General features: G+C 57.5%; 19 protein-coding genes and 1 riboswitch. Of the genes, 7 read left to right on the top strand and 12 right to left on the bottom strand.

The window, feature by feature from the left end:
* Positions 1 to 10: 10 nt before the first annotated feature.
* A riboswitch (cyclic di-AMP (ydaO/yuaA leader) is annotated at positions 11 to 198 on the bottom strand.
* Positions 199 to 597: 399 nt separating this feature from the next.
* Positions 598 to 1311 carry a hypothetical protein gene (locus BCV73_RS03245; protein ID WP_218828088.1) on the top strand — a complete coding sequence of 238 codons (714 nt, stop codon included), beginning with the start codon at positions 598 to 600 and terminating at the stop codon, positions 1309 to 1311.
* A 40-nt stretch (positions 1312 to 1351) separates the two neighbouring features.
* Here the strand turns inward: BCV73_RS03245 and BCV73_RS03240 are convergent, their stop codons facing one another.
* From BCV73_RS03240 to BCV73_RS03195, 10 genes are all read right to left on the bottom strand, one after another.
* Positions 1352 to 2731 (bottom strand): MATE family efflux transporter, encoded by a 1380-nt coding sequence (locus BCV73_RS03240; RefSeq protein WP_089545972.1) that lies wholly within the window; start codon positions 2729 to 2731, stop codon positions 1352 to 1354.
* Positions 2731 to 3534, bottom strand: a complete 804-nt coding sequence (locus tag BCV73_RS03235) for a sugar phosphate isomerase/epimerase family protein (RefSeq protein ID WP_218828087.1) — start codon at positions 3532 to 3534, stop codon at positions 2731 to 2733. The genes BCV73_RS03240 and BCV73_RS03235 overlap by 1 nt, the downstream gene beginning before the upstream one ends.
* Before the next feature lie 48 nt (positions 3535 to 3582).
* Entirely contained in the window at positions 3583 to 4638 is a 1056-nt protein-coding gene (locus BCV73_RS03230) for an oxidoreductase (protein WP_089545969.1), read from the bottom strand.
* 33 nt (positions 4639 to 4671) lie between these two features.
* Entirely contained in the window at positions 4672 to 5607 is a 936-nt protein-coding gene (locus BCV73_RS03225) for an AraC family transcriptional regulator (protein ID WP_089545968.1), read from the bottom strand.
* A gap of 91 nt (positions 5608 to 5698) precedes the next feature.
* Positions 5699 to 6451: a sugar phosphate isomerase/epimerase family protein gene (locus tag BCV73_RS03220; RefSeq protein ID WP_089545967.1), complete on the bottom strand. Its 753-nt coding sequence runs from the start codon at positions 6449 to 6451 to the stop codon at positions 5699 to 5701.
* Between the two features lie 55 nt (positions 6452 to 6506).
* A complete protein-coding gene (locus BCV73_RS03215; protein WP_089545965.1) occupies positions 6507 to 7619 on the bottom strand; it encodes a Gfo/Idh/MocA family protein in 1113 nt (370 codons plus the stop codon).
* 233 nt (positions 7620 to 7852) lie between these two features.
* Positions 7853 to 8647 (bottom strand): DUF2935 domain-containing protein, encoded by a 795-nt coding sequence (locus BCV73_RS03210; protein WP_076170319.1) that lies wholly within the window; start codon positions 8645 to 8647, stop codon positions 7853 to 7855.
* Positions 8648 to 8826: 179 nt separating this feature from the next.
* Positions 8827 to 9729, bottom strand: coding sequence for a LysR family transcriptional regulator (locus BCV73_RS03205; RefSeq protein ID WP_076170320.1), 903 nt, complete (start codon positions 9727 to 9729; stop codon positions 8827 to 8829).
* Positions 9730 to 9830: 101 nt separating this feature from the next.
* A complete protein-coding gene (locus BCV73_RS03200) occupies positions 9831 to 10229 on the bottom strand; it encodes a DUF6220 domain-containing protein (protein ID WP_089545964.1) in 399 nt (132 codons plus the stop codon).
* A complete protein-coding gene (locus BCV73_RS03195; protein ID WP_089545962.1) occupies positions 10210 to 10434 on the bottom strand; it encodes a DUF5957 family protein in 225 nt (74 codons plus the stop codon). Before BCV73_RS03195 ends, BCV73_RS03200 begins: the two co-directional genes overlap by 20 nt.
* A 363-nt stretch (positions 10435 to 10797) precedes the next feature.
* Between BCV73_RS03195 and BCV73_RS03190 the strand changes: the two genes are divergently transcribed.
* On the top strand, positions 10798 to 11487 hold the full coding sequence (locus tag BCV73_RS03190; RefSeq protein WP_076170323.1) for a response regulator: 690 nt from the start codon (positions 10798 to 10800) through the stop codon (positions 11485 to 11487).
* Positions 11477 to 12838, top strand: a complete 1362-nt coding sequence (locus BCV73_RS03185) for a sensor histidine kinase (protein ID WP_089550073.1) — start codon at positions 11477 to 11479, stop codon at positions 12836 to 12838. The genes BCV73_RS03190 and BCV73_RS03185 overlap by 11 nt, the downstream gene beginning before the upstream one ends.
* Positions 12839 to 12965: 127 nt before the next feature.
* Here the strand turns inward: BCV73_RS03185 and BCV73_RS03180 are convergent, their stop codons facing one another.
* Positions 12966 to 13292 (bottom strand): ArsR/SmtB family transcription factor, encoded by a 327-nt coding sequence (locus BCV73_RS03180; protein ID WP_089545961.1) that lies wholly within the window; start codon positions 13290 to 13292, stop codon positions 12966 to 12968.
* Between the two features lie 89 nt (positions 13293 to 13381).
* On the opposite strand from BCV73_RS03180, the gene BCV73_RS03175 reads away from it, so the two are divergent.
* Positions 13382 to 14842 carry an MFS transporter gene (locus BCV73_RS03175; protein WP_208629319.1) on the top strand — a complete coding sequence of 487 codons (1461 nt, stop codon included), beginning with the start codon at positions 13382 to 13384 and terminating at the stop codon, positions 14840 to 14842.
* An 8-nt stretch (positions 14843 to 14850) separates the two neighbouring features.
* On the opposite strand, the gene BCV73_RS03170 is transcribed toward BCV73_RS03175, so the two are convergent.
* Complete coding sequence (locus tag BCV73_RS03170) at positions 14851 to 15816, bottom strand: NADP-dependent oxidoreductase (protein ID WP_089545960.1); 966 nt, start codon at positions 15814 to 15816, stop codon at positions 14851 to 14853.
* 158 nt (positions 15817 to 15974) lie between these two features.
* Here BCV73_RS03170 and BCV73_RS03165 point away from each other — a divergent pair, with 158 nt between their 5' ends.
* The 3 genes from BCV73_RS03165 to BCV73_RS03155 all read left to right on the top strand — a co-directional run bounded on the left by BCV73_RS03165 (position 15975) and on the right by BCV73_RS03155 (position 18236).
* Positions 15975 to 16547: a TetR/AcrR family transcriptional regulator gene (locus BCV73_RS03165; RefSeq protein ID WP_089545957.1), complete on the top strand. Its 573-nt coding sequence runs from the start codon at positions 15975 to 15977 to the stop codon at positions 16545 to 16547.
* A gap of 128 nt (positions 16548 to 16675) precedes the next feature.
* On the top strand, positions 16676 to 17173 hold the full coding sequence (locus BCV73_RS03160; RefSeq protein WP_076170326.1) for a DinB family protein: 498 nt from the start codon (positions 16676 to 16678) through the stop codon (positions 17171 to 17173).
* 70 nt (positions 17174 to 17243) lie between these two features.
* Complete coding sequence (locus BCV73_RS03155) at positions 17244 to 18236, top strand: helix-turn-helix transcriptional regulator (RefSeq protein WP_089545955.1); 993 nt, start codon at positions 17244 to 17246, stop codon at positions 18234 to 18236.
* Positions 18237 to 18297 lie beyond the last annotated feature (61 nt).

Genomic DNA, 18297 nt, shown 5'->3' with positions numbered 1-18297 from the left:
TCACAGTTTCCTCCGCTCTCAACTACGCTTACGAGGTTAGCTGACGGATTCGGGCCGTGAGAGTAGCCCTACGGAAACAGGCATTGTCCTGCCTCCGATTCACCCCTGCAAGCCGCAAGCCCCAGCATAAAGATCCGTGGGACGAGGACTGCGATTGGTTCCCCCGCTTTTCATCGGAAAATTCAGCGTTCATCAAGTCGCAAATCTTACTCTATTGGATGATGAAATGAATATACGCCTGGGACGGCGAACTGTAAAGCAGGGAAACGATACGATTCCCTGCTTTATTTGGGGATCTGATGGGAAAACGGGTCCTAATCCGTAGGAATCATTGTTTTACGGCCTTTCCTACCGCTTTCCTTAGCTTTGCTGGATAACTGAAGGCGGGAAGCCATTCATATGGCTGAACCCGCCCATTGGATCGGAATATAATGCCGGTATAGGGCTGAAGCCGCTAGGCTGAAAAAAAGCGGCTTTTTGCCGCAATTTTGGACTTTACACTGGAAAGATGCTGGTTTTGATCCGAAAAATCCGCCTCGTCTTCTTGCCAAAGATATCCCTTGGACGTATGATGCGGATAGTTTACCAATCGGACACATGTATGGAACCCTACTGGCCGTGACGATCCGGAACAAGACGGCAGGGAGTATCCATGAAATCACGGTCAAGGAGGATGTCACGATGAACCGGGCTTTGATTCCCACCATCGAACTGTTTGAAATCGTTCTTCCAAGATACCAGCACCACAGCCTGGGCTGGCTGGAAAACTGCCGGATCGGCATTTTAAAGCTGCCTTACTCCGGCGAGGAAGGGCTTGCCGAGGGCCTGCTGTGCTCAGGCAAGCAAGCCTTCGATCTGGTACGGTGGGGCTGCCGCCTGCGCTATATTTGCGGCCTGACGCTGGAAGAGGCCATCACCGCGACGGCCATGAACATTCTGAAGCATCCGGACCACAATCAGTACCCGCTCGCGCTGATGGCGCTGCTTGATGTCAGGTCACGCCTGGAGCAGCATACCGCGCGCACAACAGCCGAACAGATGGGAAGATCCCTTGATGTCGGCCTTCTCAAGCTGAACCGTACGGCTTACGCCGAAGGAGCCGCAGCATCGCTGCGCATCGGGGGAGGAACGTCGCTTGCGATCTCCGGCCGGACGGCTGCCCTTGAAACGGAAATCCAGGCGAAAGCTCCCTACAACCGCCTCCCGCTGCTCGGCCGGGAATTCCCGACGGATACCCGCGCCTTGATCCGCCGCTCCTCGGCATATCTGTCCCTGTTCGGCGCCGGCACAAAGAACCGCCACCCCGGATAATCCCCGAGTGGCGGTTCTTTTGTGCTGCCTGCGCGGGCGGCTATAGCGCCTGCTCCTCGCTGCGAAGCTGCACCAGCGCTTTTCGCTGCCAGGCCTTGCTCCTCCAGCGGACCCAGAGCAGGATGCCCCGCAGCCATTCGTCGGCGATAAAAGCCGCCCAGATGCCGTACAGGCCGTATCCCCAATAAATGCCGAGCAGGTACGTCAGCGGCACACTGAAGAGCCAGGTCACCGTGATGGACACGATCATGGCGGACCGGGCGTCGCCGGCGGCCTGCAGCGACCGTTCCAGGATGACGTTGAAGTTGCGCCCCGGCTCCAGCAGAAAGCTCAGCAGCAGCAAGGCCGCTCCCATCGCGATAATGTCCGGGTCGGTCGTAAACAGCTTCATCAGCGGCTGCCGGAACAGCGTCAGCACGGCGACGGCCGCCAGCGTAATCAGCTCGCTGCGGATCAGATTCCGGATCACCTGCTTGTAGGCCTCTTCCCTCTGGCCCGCGCCGACCAGCTGCCCGACGATGATTTGCCCGCCCCGGCCCAGCGAGACGGCCAGAATCATGACGAAGAACATGATGTTCTGTGTGTAAATTTTCGTTGCCAGCACGCTGGCCCCAAGCGACGAAATAAAGGCCGTGGTCACAAACTGGTTGGCGGAGTACGACAAGGACACGGCCGAGGATGGCACCCCGACGCGAAGCACCTTCCCGATATGCTCACGGCTCCACACGAACAGGTCGTTCCAGCGGATGTAGACGCCCGCCGCCTTGCGGAGCAGCACCAGATTGACGGCCAGCCCGACGCACTGGGCAAAGGCGGTGGATATCGCCACCCCGACGACGCCCAGCTTCGGAAAGCCTCCGGGGCCGTAAATAAACAGGTAATTGCCGAAAATATTCAGCACGTTCATCCCGATCGTGACGACCATCGTCTGCCGGGTTAATCCGTGAGACTGGATCATGGCCGTGACGGCGGTCAGCAGCGCCTGAATGACCAGGGCGCCCCCGGCGATGAGCAAATACTTCTCCGCCTGCCCGAACAGGGAAGGATCGAGGTCGAAAATCCGCAGCAGCGGCCCGCTGAGCATCATGACGATGACGCTCACGACCAGGCCGAACAGGAAGTTCAGCGCCAGCGAGGACCCGGCAAGCCGGCCGATTTCATGCTGCCTGCGTGCACCCAAATACTGCGAGATGACCACCGCGGAGCCGAGCGCCACGAAATTGAACATCAGCACCGCAAACATGATGATCTGGTTCGCGACACCGACCGCCGCAACCGCGCCGTCGGACACCTTGCTCAGCATGAACGTGTCCGATGTCCTGAGAAACATTTGAAGGGCCGATTCCACAAAAATCGGCCACGTAATCGCAAGCAGCGACAGCTTGCTAACGGGGTTGTCTCCCGCGATGGATCTGGACATTACAGGCTGTAAGCCTCCCGGATCTTGGCGATGCCAAGCTTCGCGGTCTCCAGGGCGGTCAACCCGCCGTAGCTGTCCATAAACAGCTCCAGCGACAGGTAGCCCTCGTATCCCGCATCCGCCAGCGTTCTGGCGAGCGCTCCGGACGGAGCGATGCCGTCTCCCGGAAATACCCGGTGGGCGTCCTGGATCTCGGAGCGGGACGGCGCCGCCGGATAATCGTTCACATGGCCGATGCCGATCCGGTTCCCAGGCAAGCCTTCAAGGTCCCGAAGCTCGCTGCCGCCGGTATACATGTGGAACGGATCAATAAGAATTTTGGCGTCCGCCACCCCGCTGGCTTGAGCTACGTAAATCGCATCCTTCAAGCAGTTCAGCCGGGCCGCTTTTCCCCAGAATTCAAGATAGGGCTCTATGCCGATCCGGCGGGCCAACTCGGCCAGCTTGGCAAAGGAAGCGGCAAATTCGTCCAGCGTGACGTGGTCAACCTGTCCGAAGGGGGGCGCCGCCGCCGCGAGACAGCCCAGCTCCGCCAGCATCTCCATTTCCTTCTCCGCTTGATCGAAGCCGCGCTGTCTCGCTTCAGGATCACGGTCGGCCCAAGCCCAGAAGGCGATGGCGTTCGCCACCTTCAGTCCATGATCTTCGATATACCGTCTAAGCTCCTGCAGCTCGCCGCCCTCTGCAAGGTAAGCTTCAATGTCCCGTACCCACAGCTCGATGCCCTCATAGCCTGCTTCCGCCGCCACGCGGACCTGCTCTTTGACGCCGAGTCCGTAAGGCAGGAGTGTAGATGTATTCAATGACAATTTAAAAGGAAACAAGCTTGATCTCCTTCTTTCCGTAAGTAGTTAAGGGGTAAATGGCACCCTTCTCTGCTCAGCATGGCTCTGCATGCCCAGCTCGATGACACGGATCGCCATCCGGGCCTGCTCGGGCTTTACACTAAGCTCTGACACACCATGGATAGCCTCAGCCACGTTGCGGTAATAGGCGTCGTAACATCCCGGAATCGTCTTCAGACGCCCCGTAAACTGCAGGCCGTCCCGGCTGGCCACGAGGCTTCCCCACATCTCCTGCGGCTCTTCGCCCCATCCGGGCGATCCCGGCAGCCTGCCGGCCTTCAGCAGATTTTCCTGAGGATCTTCTCCATACTTGACAAACGAACCCTCCGTCCCGTACAACCGGTATCTCGGAGCCGGATCCCGGGCCAGCAGGGTCGATTTTACCGACACCTTCAGCCCATCCGGATACCCCAGCGATACGTCAAAATAGTCCGGGGCCAGCGTCCGCTCCCGCTGCGTCCGCACCTCTGCCTGCACGCTGTCCGGAAGCCCGAACAGCGTCAGCGCCTGGTCGATCAGGTGGACGCCCAGGTCATAGAACGTCCCGGACCCTTCGGCCCCCGCATCCCGCCAGCGGCTCGGATCGGCATTCGGGCTGAACCGGTCCCAGCGGAATTCCGCTTCGGTAATCCGGCCGACCAGACCGCGGCGGACAACCTCCTGCAGCGTCAGGTAATCGCCGTCCCACCGGCGGTTATGGAATACGCTGAGCACCAGCCCTTTACTTTGGGCCAGCGCGATCAGTTCGTCCGCTTCCTCCGTCGTCGCCGTGAACGGCTTTTCCACGACGACATGCTTGCCTGCGAGCAGGGCGTCCTTGACAAACGAGTAGTGCGCCGTGCTCGGCGTCGTAATGACGATCAAGTCGATGCCCGGATCCTCATAGGCTTCCCGGACGTCCTGTACAGCCCGGACGGACGGGTAAACCTGCAGGCACGAATGGCCGCTGCGCTGGACGATCATCGCCAGCTCCAGCTCCGGTACGGCCGTGATGACCGGGCAGTGAAACGTCCTGGCGGCGAATCCGTAACCGACCACCGCTGTCCTCACCTTCTCCTTCATTCGCATCACTCTCCTCTATAGCCAGGCGAATGTTTAACCTTCGCCGGCCCCGATGTTATACAGAATCCGGTTGACCGGATACAGCGATTCCGACTCCTTGACCGGAACCAAATCCCGGTACATCGGATTGTAATACTTTTTGCGGTACTGGCTGGCGGTGAGTCCCTTCACGGCTTTGAACACCCTGCTGAAGTAATTTTCATCCGAGAATCCGACCGCAAAGGCGACCTCCTTGATGCTGTGCTCCTCGTACAGCAGGAGCTGGCAGGCGCGCTCGATCCGCCGTTGAATAATCGCGTCGCGCGGCGTGCGGCCCATATACTGCACAAAAGACCTGGAGAAATGCTCATGCGACCAGCCGATCCGCCTCGCCAGCATTTCCACCGAAATGGCCTCCCCCAAATGCTTGTCGATATAATCGAGCGCCTTGACGATTTGGGGAGGAATCCGGTTGGCCGGCGTCGTCAGCGGCTCGTCGTAGAGGTGGCCGCTGATTTCCGTCAGCAGCGACCATAGAAGCGAGCTCCCGCGGCTCTGCATCCGGTCCGTGTGGGCATGGGCAATATGCATGATTTGCTTCATCATACCGACCGGAAGCTCCTCGTCCAGCGGAATACAGCTCGGCCCGCCGGGCGCAAGGAGCGGAAGAGCCGCCTCCGTCCCGCCATTTTCCGGAAATCCGAAATGAATGAACAGATGGCGCGCCGGCTGCTGCGGGTCGTATTCATAGGCGTGGTATTCGCCCGGCCTGGTCACGATAAAGCTCGGTTCCTGCAGGACGTATGCTTCTCCCTCCACCCTGTAGACGCTGCGCGTCCCATCCGGAAAATACAGCAGCTCGTAATCGTGAATCCGCCGCGGGCCGAGGGAGGTGCCGGGCTTCTTGACGATGTCCCCGACGATATGGATTCTCGGGAGGTGCACAAGATGCGAGGCCGCCCGGCTGGATTGGCTTTCCGTTGTATTCATGGCAGTTCCCTTCCTCATCCCCACGAAGTGGAGTCTTAGCTTCGGTTCCTTTTCAGGCCCATTCGATGTTCGTTCGTAAGAAAATAAATGATTAAATCAGTCCGAGCCCCTGCAAATTGCGGTAGCTGATCGCCAGGCTCTCCAGCGGATCTCGCCGGCTCTGATCCTGTTCGACGACGAGCCAGCCGGTTCCTACCTCCCGCGCCGTTTGAGCGATGGCCTTGAAATCGAGAATCCCCTCCCCGATTTCGGCGAAAAACTGCTCCTCGCCGGCTTCCACGTCTTTGATATGGAGCAGCGGGCACCGGTTCTGAAGCTTGGCGAGGTACGACACCGGATCTTCACCGCCCCGCTTGACCCAATACGTATCCAGCTCCATCTGAACCAAGGAAGGATCGGTTTCGCGGAGCAAAATATCGAGCGCGTATTCGCCGTCGAATTTGGCGAATTCCCAGTCGTGGTTATGGTACAGCAGCTGAACCCCGCGCCGGCGGAACTTCTCGCCCGCTTCGTTCAGCTTGGCGGCCTTGGCCAGCACCTCGTCCCGGGACGCAAAACGCAGCGACAGCGCCACGAATTTACCGCCGTCCACCTCCTCGAGATAATCCGCGATGTCGTCCGGGTTGAAATCAAACGTATCGAATCCGGCGTGGGTTCCGATGACCTTGAGGCCAATCCGGTCCAGCAGCGCCTTCTGCTCTGCCACAGTGATGCCTTCCGGCGGGCGTCCGAGCTCGATGCCCTGATAGCCGATGGCGGCGATTTTCTCCAGCGTGCCTATGTAATCCTTGCTTAATTGTTCGCGAACCGTATATGGCTGTACGGCGACGGGAAATTGGGTCATGATCTATGCATCCTCTCTTGGTTTGAAATGAGATAGATATTCCGTGAGGTGATCGTTACAGATCCAGCATGTTGTATTTCAGGCCGAGCGGCAGCGGAGCCGGACGTTCCACCGTGGATTCCAGGTGAATGTGGCGTTCCTGCTGAGACGCTTCGAAGATGCCGAGCGAGATGTCCAGCACATGGCGCGCCAGTTCGCCGCTTGCCCGGTTCGGACGTCCCGACTGGATCGCATAAGCCATGTCAGCGACGCCCATGCCGCGTCCTTCCTCGGCATACGGATGGGAATGCGGGATCTCTTTCGTCTGCCCGTTCGGGAACTGGATGGATACGGCGCCTCCAAAGAAGTTCGGATCCGGAACGTACAGGATGCCTTCCGTACCGTACACTTCCAGCCGCGGAGAATAGCCGAACGCCTCTTTGGCTGCCTGAAGGGTAGCCACCGCGCCGCTGTGGAAGTCCAGCACCGCCGATACGTTCGTCGGCGCTTCCACCGGCACCGTCTGGCCGAATGCCGGCGATTTCGGATTGGCCACCACGACCTCCTGCTGCAGCTGGCGGGCGGATCCCGTTACCCTCTGTACGGGTCCGAGCAGCGCGATCAGCGCCGTCAAATAGTAAGGCCCCATATCCATGATCGGATCGCCGCCCAGCTTCAGGAAGTTGCGGAAGTTCGGATGCATGCCGCCCGCGGCGTTCCCCATGATAATCGTAGCGCTTGCACCGTAAGGCGTGCCGATCCATCCGTCATTGATCAGCTTAACGCAGGTCTGGATGCCGGCGCCGAGGAAGGTGTCCGGCGCGCAGCCGACAAGCAGGTTTTTGGAATCGGCCAGAGCCAGAACCTCATCGGCATCCTCGCGGTTGAGGGCAAACGGCTTCTCCGTGTACACATGCTTACCGGCCTCAAGTGCCCGCAGGTTCAGCGGGGCATGCGCGGCGGGCGCCGTCAAATTGAGAACGATTTCAATTTCCGGATCGGCCAGCAGCTCCTCCACGGTGTACACGTTCGGAACGCCGAACTCGTCCGCTTTTTTCTGCGCGAGCTCCGGAACCATATCCGCTACGGCTTTGACCTCGACGATATGGTCGAGCATGCCGGTCAAATTTTTCAGATATACGGTGCTGATCATGCCGGTACCGATGACGCCAACCTTGACTTTACGCACGAATACATCAACCTCTCTTCGTTTGGTAGTGATCTTGTGCCCTCATTATCACGCATCGCCCGGTCGAACTCAATGGACTGCAGCGCAAATAAACTGGATTTATTTGATATTATCCATCCCTGTCCGCAGCCAGCCGGTTTGTGTTCAGGAGTAAAAAACCTCCCGGCACCCGGGACATACCCGAAGAGCAAAGAGGCATTCTAAAGCGGTTTTATGATCAATCCCTTAGGGCGTTACTCCACCCTCGGCTTTGCCGGGTCGCAATCAGGACGGGGCACCTCGCCGAATTGGGACAGCTTCTGCAAATAATAGCATTCTTCCCGGAACATATGGTCCGGCACCAGTCTGTTCAGCCTGCTCAGCAGCTCGGCGCTGATGTCCAGCTCCTCGATCTCCAGCAGAAAGTTCATAAACGCCGACATTTCCAGATCTACGTCGCTGTGGAACTTTTTCACCGCCGGATAGGTCGTCCGCAGCGTACGCAAGTATCCGACAAGCTCAAGCGCCTTCAAATAAAATTCGTTGAAATGCTGCTCAAATTCCTTGCTCCTCTGGATCAGCCTCCGCTCCACCCCGTCGAGATCCGAAGCGATTGATGCCGAGTGAAAAGCCGCGTCAGGCAGCCACAGCAGATCGTGATGCAGCGGGTGATAGCGGGGAACCGGGTTTCCCTTCAACAGCTCAGCGAGAATGCGCTCATATTCCTCCAGCTCGTTCACCATATGATTGATAAACGTTGGCGACAACCCGATGACCACTTTGCGCTGCAGCACCCGGTCGAGAAGATCCAGCTTAAACGCCCGCAGTTCATGTACCGCCTGATTCGCCTGTTCGTTCAGCTCCTTCAGCGGCTGTCCCTCAGGAAACGAGCGCGCCTGTCCCAGCAGCCGGTCGAACCATTGGACGAACGAAGCCGCCGTCTGTACGTCCTTGACTTCCTTCGAAGCCAGAGCATTGTAGATAAAACGGGCATGATCCCCCAAAATCTGCAGCCAAAACCTGTGCTCAAAGAGCGCCTCTTCATTCATTGCAGGCGTATCCCTCCCATCGATAACCATCCGTCACTGGACAATATATGAGATGGAGCACCCAACTTATGCGTTACAAAAAGCCACCCCCGCCGCATAAAGCGGCAAGCGTGGCTGCAAAAAAAATCATACCTTGGGACTGCGTCCAGGCACTTCATCCATATTTTCCAAATTACGGATCAATCGGAAATCGCCTGATGCAGCGCTTCGATATACTCCAGCGCCAGCTTGGACAGCGCCGCATTCTGATGGCAGATCCAGCCGACATTGATCGTCTCGTCGCAGTCGAGCGGCACAGGAATAATCTCGTTCCCGTTCAGGTCGGCGCTGAGAACACCGGTTGAGATTGTATAACCGTTCAGTCCGATCAGCAGGTTGAACAGCGTGGCACGGTCGTTGACCCGGATGCTTTTCGGATGCGTCAGTGTGCTCAGAATTTCCTCGGAGAAGTGAAAGGAGTTGTACTCCCCCTGCTCAAACGACAGGTAGGGATAATCCTGCAGCTGGTCGATCGTCACGATGGACTGCTTGGCGAGCGGGTTATGGATGCTGATAAAAATATGAGGCCGGGCCGTAAACAGGCTCGTGAATTTCAAATTGGCGTCTTTCAGCAGCCGGTTGATGACCTTGCTGTTGAATTCATTGAGGTACAGAATGCCGATTTCGCTCCGCTGGCTTTTGACATCCTGGATGATTTCATGGGTCTTCGTTTCCCTCAGCGCCAGTTCGTATTCGTCCTGCCCATACTCATTGACCAAATGCACGAACGCATTGACGGCAAACGCATAGTGCTGGGTCGATACGGAAAAATGCTGCGGCGACGGCTTGGCGTTCATATAGCGGCTCTCCAGCAGCTCCGCCTGCTCGGTCACCTGCCGGGCATAGCCGAGAAATTCGGCGCCTTCCTTGGACAGGGTAATCCCTTTGTTCGTCCGTTCAAAAATCGTAATGTTCAGCTCTTCCTCCAGATCCTTGATCGCATTCGACAGGCTTGGCTGCGAAATAAACAGCCGTTTGGCCGCTTCATTCATGGACCCGCGGTTGGCGACTTCGATGACGTATTTTAACTGTTGTAAGGTCAATGCTACAGCCCTCTCTTTGAAACAACGATATGATCTTCATTTATTTCAAAGTATACCCGGGCACCGGTCCCCTCCACAACTGTTCGGGCATAAATTCCCGATTACTGCCGCCGTGTGCTTCGCAGTGCGGTGTACAGCGACAGCAGGATAAGCACGAGGGCCATCACCGGATGCATGGCGCCCAGCGCAGGCACATGCGCCGTCATGTACTGCAAGTCGATCAGAACAAACATGGCCAAACTGAGCCACGCGCTGCCTTTAAAGCATTTTCCCGTAATGGCAAAAATGATCATCAGAAGCGGGGCAAACCCAAAGAAATGAACAAAGTTTTCGTGGAGCCGCCAGTTCACCGGATTCTGGAACACAGCCGACCCTGCGATGTACACCTGAACCGTGATGCAGGCGACCAATATACAGGACAGTCCGATAAAGATGCCTCGGGAAATCCGTCTGCCCCCTGAAATTTTATCTTTAGATGGATTAAGATCGATGCTTGTCATGTGGTTTTCCTCCCTTATAATCGGACGTCAACGCGGCGATCCCCGCAAACAACGCAGCCATGATCAGCGGAAGATAAGGTGTCCCGGCCGGCCGGTCATGGATCAGATAACCGAGAGCGGCAATAATGGTTGACAGAAAGATGCCGCAGGCAGCGCCGCCGACGGCAGCCAGCAGTACTTTGATCACATGGTGCTGCTTCAGCATCATCACCCCTCCCCCGTTGAACTGCATTCCATTGCATGGACCGCAATGAAGGCAATGGATTGCGATAGTTTGCGGCGCACCCCGTGTTTTGCCGCCTGGAGTTTATTGTAGCAGCGACTTGTTGTGAACCTGTGAAGTTCTCTTGCTGTTGCGATGAAAATGCATCCGATTTTTCGCGGCTTTTTCCCTGGTCCATGCGGGGTTGTCCGGGGTTTTCCTTCAGGAATGTTGCGAACTTGTTGCGGTTCCTTACGGCTTTGGTGAATTGTCCCCGCATCCGCGGGAACCGGTATATAATGAGGGGGATAAAAGCCGGAAAGGCTGCAACGGCCCGAGGCTCTCGAGAAAAAGGAGAATGAACACATGACGCATACTCTGCTGCTTGTCGATGATGAAAAGGAAGTGCTGGCCTTTATGGAGCCGTTTCTCCAGCAGGAGGGATACGAGACGATCACGGCTTTATCCGGGCGGGAAGCGCTCCGGATCGCCGGCGAACGGAAGCCGTCCCTGGTCGTCCTCGACTGGATGATGCCGGGAATGAGCGGCATTGACGTGTGCCGGGAGCTGCGGAAGCTGCCGAAGCTGGGAATCATCATGCTGACCGCCAGAGTGGAGGAAACGGATAAAATCATCGGGCTGGAGGTCGGCGCCGACGATTATTTGACGAAGCCCTTCTCCCTCCGGGAGCTGGTCGCGCGAATACGCTCGGTTCTCCGAAGAATCCATGGGGACGAGACTCCGGACGACCGGATCGTGCGGGGAGATTTAACGATATCCGAGGCGCAGTGCCGGGTGTGGAAACGCGGGGAGGAAGTTCTGCTGACACCGACCGAATTCAAAATGCTCGCCACCCTGGCTTCGCGGCCGGGCATTGTATACAGCCGCCTGCAGCTGCTGGCTGCGGTCGATGACGACCTGCTGAACGACGAGCGGACCGCGGACGCCCATATCAGCCGGATCCGCAAAAAGATCGAGGACGATCCGTCCAACCCGGTGTTTATTAACACCGTGTACGGATTCGGATACCGGTTCGGTGACCGCCGTGAACGTTAGCCGGAAACTGTTTTGGGCCATGGCCGCCTTTATCGTGGTCATGAGCCTGACGTTTATGCTGATCACAAATGCAGTCGTGCGCGGGCTGCTGGGCGAGCTGACACCGTCCTCCGACCAAGAGCAAATCAGTGCCCTGTCGCGTACGCTCACCGAATATTATGATCGGCACGGCGGTTCCTGGAACGGTGTTGAGAAGCTGGCTCCCGGCGACTTACTGGAAGAAGTTCAAGACAGCGGCCTGATCTTGTACGACGTCCACGACAGGAAGCTGGCCATCTTCGGCAGCGTGGCCGAGCCCATGATCAGGGGGCTCGGGGTAGAATACCGCATCGAGACGAATGGACGGGACGTCGGGTCTTTTCGATACTACGACCCGGAGATCAGCGTGATCTCCAAGGTGAAGCTTGGCATTTCACACGGCGTCGGCTTTCTGCTGATCGTCAGCGCCGTGGTGTTCATTGTTGATGCCCTGCTGGCTGCCTATTGGATCTCCCGCCGTCTTACTTCCCCGCTTCGCCGGCTGGTTTCTGCGATTGAGCAGATTAAGGAAGGCCGGCATGGGGTGCAGGTTCCGGTCACGACTAAAGATGAGTACGGCGAGGTCGCTTCCGCCTTCAACCGGATGTCCCTGCAGCTGGGCCGGGCCGAGGATGCGAGGCGCAATCTCGTGGCCGACGTCGCGCATGAGCTGCGAACTCCCCTCTCCATCATGAGGGGAAAGATGGATATGCTGCAGCAGCAAGGCGAAGCGATCGAACCCGAGCAGCTGCTTCCGCTGCAGGATGAACTGATCCGGCTCACCCGGCTCGTGGACGATCTGCATCAGCTCTCACTGGCCGAGGCAGGCAAGCTGTCGTTTGAGTTCAGCCGGACGGACGGACGTGCCCTGCTGGAGCAGACGCTCGAGCGGCTTCTGCCCCGCGCACAGGATGCCGGCATTGCCATGACGCTGGTGAGCCAAGCCGGCTCCACGATGATCCCGGTCGACTCCGGCCGGATAACCCAGGTCTTTCTCAACCTGCTGACCAATGCCGTTCGGCATACGCCGCATGGCGGTTCGATCCAAGTGATCCTGTCTGAGGTCCAGGATGCACAAGGACGGCCATGGCTGGAGATCGCGGTGAAGGACACCGGCACCGGCATCGCCCCCGAGCATCTCCCGAACCTCTTCGACCGCTTCTACCGGGCCGATGCTTCCCGCTCCCGGCACAGCGGCGGAATGGGGCTTGGGCTCGCCATCGCCAAGGAGTTCGTCGCGGCGCATCAAGGCACCATCAAAGCTGAGAGCTCACCAGGCGAGGGGACCACGTTCCGGGTCCGGCTGCCATACAGCCGGGAGGAGCAGGCCTGAACGCAGCTGACTGCTCTCTGTCTTGCATCAAATCGAAACACCCCCCGACATTGTCGGGGGGTGTTTGTGCTTACGGATAAAGGGCAGGCATCAGCTTGATCTGTCTCCAAACCCCCGCTCCGCTTTCCTATTCATACAGCCAGCTTAAATCTTTCGTGAACTGCTTCAGCCGTTCCGGCTGCAGCGAATAATAATGCCGTTTTCCCTCCCTGCATTCCTTGATATACCCCTCATCCTTAAGCTCCTTCAAATGGTAGGACAGCTTGGACGGCGATACGTCTCCCAGCTTAAGCTGCAGGTCCGCGGGGCATACGGCCGCAGGCTCAAAAGTACAGACAGGAGACTGGTAATCCAGCTGCCTGCCCATTTTAATCATCGTCAAAATTTTCATCCGGATCGGATCGCTGAGTGCTTTGGCCGCTTTGGCCATCTCGGTTTCGTAATGGGATCTCATAGATCATATTATACACCCTCTGTATTGACATTTCAATTTTTGTTGAAATATAATCATTTCAAAACATTTTGAAATGAGGTGCTTTTCGCGTGTCATCACGAGACCCGTTGTCAGCAAGTCCAAGGGGCGAGGTCATTACCGCTGCCCATTCTGCCGCCACACCGGCGATGTCAAAGAAAGCCTTGGGCTGGAGCCTGGCCATCCTCGCTTTCGCCCAGCTGATCTACTCCCTTGATATTAATATCGTGTTTGTTGCGCTCCCCGAAGTGGGCCGTGCACTGGGCTTTTCGGAACAATCCCTTCAGTGGGTCGTCAGCGCCTATACGATTTTCTGCGGCGGCTTCCTCCTTCTTGGCGGACGTGCCGCAGACCAGCTCGGGCAAAAGAGGATGTTCATCTCCGCGCTGCTCCTGTTCGCGCTGGCCTCCTTGCTTGGAGGGCTGGCATGGAGTCCGCTGGTCATCATCCTGGCCAGAGCGCTGCAAGGTATCGGAGCCGCTTTTCTTTTTCCGGCGACCCTATCCCTTATCAACCGGCTGTATGAAGAAGGACCTAAGCGCAACCGGGCCCTCGCAGTCTGGGGCGGAGCGGGAGCCAGCGGATTGACCTTGGGCTCTCTCCTCGGCGGCGTGCTGACGAACGCCATTGGATGGGAAGCCGTCTTCTTCGTCAACGTATTGTTTGCCGGCGGTGCAGCTCTGGCCGCACTCGCTGCCATTCCGCGGGACTCCGTCCAATCCGGAAGGAGCAGCTTTGATCTGCCTGGGGCACTAAGCTTTACTGGCGCTGCAACTTTACTCGTGTATTGCCTCGTTCAGGGGCCTGAGGCAGGATGGGGCTCCCCCGGTATTCTGATATGCGCCCTTCTGTCCCTGTTGTTATTTCTCACTTTTGCCTGGATCGAAAACCGCACCTCCAATCCGCTGATGCCGCCGCGTCTTCTCCGGAGACGGAGCCTGGTCACGGGCATGATCATAACCTTTCTTTACATGGGTACCTTTGGAGCCATCCCCTACTTTCTCACGGTACTGTTCCAGAACGTGCATCAATTCAATGCCCTGCAAACCGGCCTTGCCTTTATCGTGCCATCGCTTTCTATTGCCCTTGGAACCCAATGGGGCGAAAAGCTTGCCACTCGCTACGGCATGCGCAGCACGATTCTGACCGGCAGCATGATCGGCATCGTTGGCACCGCCCTCATCCCGCTGGGGGCGTATGCCGACTCCGGCTATCTGCTTATCGTGCCCGGATTGATCATTTCCGGCCTAGGCCAGGGCGTCGTATGGACCGGCATGTGGATCGCCGCTTCCGCGGGTGTGGCTCCATCGGAGCAGGGCGTGGCCTCGGGTATGGCCTCGACGACGCTGAATATCGGCAACGCCATCGGCATGGCCTTCCTGATCTTCATCGCCAATTCCGGTATCGCCGGTCAAAGCGGCGGCTCGCTTCTGGTCGCCCAGGCAGCAGGCGTCCGCACGGCCATGTATCTGGCTGCCGCCGGGATGATCATCGGGGGAGTCGCAGCCTTGTTCCTTCCACGAAAAAAATAAGGAAGTTTTTATCGATCCGCCGTGCTGCTTACACGAATAATGATCTTCCCCCTGGCTCGCCGGCTTTCGCTGAGCCCATGAGCCAGGGCGGTCTCTTTTAAAGGAAACATCCGGTCGATGACCGCTCGAAGCTGCCCTTCCTCCACTAAGCGGGATATCCGTTCCAAATCCGCTGTCGTGACCGGCAGCATCGCAACTTCGTGAACGTCAATCTGCCCGGCGGCCGCCTGATCGGTGTCATAATTCCCCCACGTGACCGGAACCAGCGATCCCCCAGGCGTAATCACCTCCAAAAGCCGGTTTCCTTCGGTCCCACCGACCGTATCGACCGCAAGCTGGACCGGATCAACAGCCTGCGTCCATGATCCGGAAGAATAATCGGCAAATTGATCAGCCCCAAGCTCACGCAAAAATGCTTCATTCCTGCCGGAGGCTACGCCGGTCACCTCGGCTCCCTTCCATTTGGCGAGCTGCACGGCGAAGTGGCCGACGCCGCCGGATGCACCGTTGATCAGCACCCTTTGGCCGGCCTTCAGGCCACCTTGAACAAACAGCGCGTTCCAGGCCGTACAGGCCGACTGCGGAAGGGCGGCCGCCGCTTCATGGCTGATGCTGCGGGGCTTTCGTGCAAGCTGCGCTGCAGGCAGAGCCGCATATTCCGCACACGCGCCGCTGTTCGCCGTCATGCCAAAAACCTCGTCACCGACCCGCAGAGACGTGACGCCCGCTCCGACCTCTTCGACGGTGCCGGAAATATCCCACCCGGGAATATACGGCAGCGGAAAACGGTCTCCCGCCATCCCCGAGCGGATCTGCCAATCTCCCGGATTGATCGATGCCGCATGCACGCGGACCAACACTTCGCGCTCGTTGACTAACGGAACCGGAACAACTTCATACTGCAGCACTTCCGGCCCTCCGTGCCGGTGATACCGGATCGCTTTCATGGTTTCTTTTCGCTGATAACCAGGCATGTTCACCTTACCTCCATGGATTGATTCTTTTCCTGCCACCCCCTACAATAGGGAAAACACGTGCCGGAGAAAATCGTCAATCGTCCGCGTTTGATCGTTATCCGACATCTGAGCCTCATTGTTGAATATTACATAGGTATAAAGGAGGCGGCACATGCATGGAAAACAGAGGCGTTCCGCAAGACCGGCGAAGCAGGCGCTCGGAGAATCTGCTGAAGCAGTCGTTCGCTGAGCTGATGAAAGAAAAGGGCTTTACCGCCATGACGGTTGGAAATATTGCCGAACGTGCGGATGTCAATAGGGGCACCTTTTATTCGCATTATCCGGACAAATACGCCCTGCTGGAACAATCGATCCGTGATAAGCTCCATACCCGCCTGCAGCAGCATCTGCCCCCGGATGCCGAATGGAACAGCGATCATCTTCAGATGCTGGCCGTGAACCTCCTTGAGCATTTCCGGTCCCTTCACGGTCGCTGCAGTCCGGTGGAAACGATCAATCCTGTCTTTGAACGAACGATGCAGCAGGAAATCAAATCACTGCTCACGGCCTGGCTGCAGCGGCTCAAACCGGAGGATTTCGGCTGGAACGTTCCATTGGATACCGTAGCCCTTGCGGCCAGTTGGACCCTTTACGGCGCCGCCCTCGAATGGAGCAGAGGAACAGCTGCGTGCCCAGCAGAAGAAACGGCCAGTTATATTGTCCAGTTGATCCTTCGAGGAACGGCTTAGCGGTTGCCCACATTAAAAATAAATAAATACAGCATCATTCCAAAAAATCACTGACCGAGACTGTCAGTGATTTTTGTGTATACTGCTAATAAACCGAACAAAACTTCAAAAAAATGGAGGAATGCATGATGTTTACAAGCATTAAAGATTTTGCAGCGGAATGGACCAACGAAGCGGAAATGACCCAGAAGATCATGAACGCATTGACCGATGAATCGCTCGGGCAGGCCATAACGGACAAGCACCGGACCCTGGGCGGGCTTGCATGGCATCTCGTGGAATCCGTTCATTATATGACATCGCTCGGGCTGGCGTTTGATGCACCCGATAACAGTGACGCAGTAAAAAAATCGGCCGCTGCGCTTGCCGGCCAGTACGAGCGGGTCAGCCGGGCCATTCTCCAAGCGGTCGAGACGCAGTGGACGGACGCCAAGCTTCTGGAGACGCAAACCATCGCCGGCCAGGAGTGGAACAACGGAGGTTCGCTGCGCTTTACCCTCATGCACCAAGCCCATCACCGCGGACAGATGACCGTCCTGATGCGGCAGGCCGGATTGAAACTGCCGGATTTGTACGGTCCGACTTACGATTCATGGGTGGAACAAGGAATGGAACCGCTCGCCTAGACGCGTTACAATGGAGCTGATACCCGGGATCGTATCCCGGGTAACTCTCTTTTACGAAAGGATTTCTCCGATGTCCAAAGCTGATAACATGCTCTCGATCCTCTGGATGCTCCGGTCCGGCAAAAAAATGACGGCACAGCAGCTTGCCGACGAGCTGGAGATCCATGTCCGCACCGTGTACCGGTGCATTGATTCGCTCTGCGCAAGCGGCGTCCCGATCATTGCTGATTCCGGCCCAAACGGCGGATTCCAAATCCTTGGGACCTTTGCCGACTCGCCGCTCATGTTCGATGCGGAGGAGCAGAAAGCCCTCGTCCATGCTTCGGTGTTTGCCCAGGAGGCTGGGTATCCTCACACCGATGCCCTGGGCAGGGCCGTGGACAAACTGAAACGGTATACAAACGAGAAGCAGCTCACGCAAATTGAACGCCACAGCAGCGGGCTGTCCGTCCTTCAACCGCCCATCGATTCGGAGCAAAAAGGGCGGCTGCAATGCCTTGAGGAAGCCACTGGACAAAGGCAGACCCTCCGGATGGTGTACGGCGGCTCCAATGGAGATTCCGGAACCGGGTCGGTACGGGAGTTCGATCCTTACAGCATCATCCATTGGAAAGGGCAATGGTACACCACCGGATACTGCCATCTCCGCAAGGATTTGCGCAACTTCCGCGTTGACCGGATTGTGAGCCTGGACGTGACGGATCGGCGTTTTGAGCGCCCCGAGAACTTTTCGGCCAAGGACGTTCTGCTGGAACAGCTGCTGCCTGACCCGGCTGGCGACCCTTCCCTGGTCACGGTCCGGATTCAGGCTCACGATCATGTCCTGAATGAACTGAAGCAGCACTGGCTGCTCGGACATGCACTGATTGAGCGAAGCCCAGGGGAGGCGGTATACCGGCTTGATTCCACCTCCCTGCATTCATACGTCCCCTACTTTCTTCTTCCCTACGGAAAAGCGCTGACCATCGCCGAGCCGGAATCCCTGGTGCTGCGCATGGCCGAAGTCAGCCGGGGAATCGCGGAACACTACGGATCGATGCTGTCAGGATTGCCTTCAGAGTAACCTCACCATCCTCCTGCATAATTTGATGCCGTAATTGGAATAATTAGGTTCATTCGAAGGC

It is taken from the genome of Paenibacillus sp. SSG-1, assembly GCF_002224835.1.
Taxonomy (GTDB): Bacteria; Bacillota; Bacilli; order Paenibacillales; family Paenibacillaceae; genus Paenibacillus_AQ; species Paenibacillus_AQ favisporus.
The sequence above is the reverse complement of the archived record's forward strand: the minus strand, read 5'-3'. Positions and strand labels throughout refer to the sequence as shown.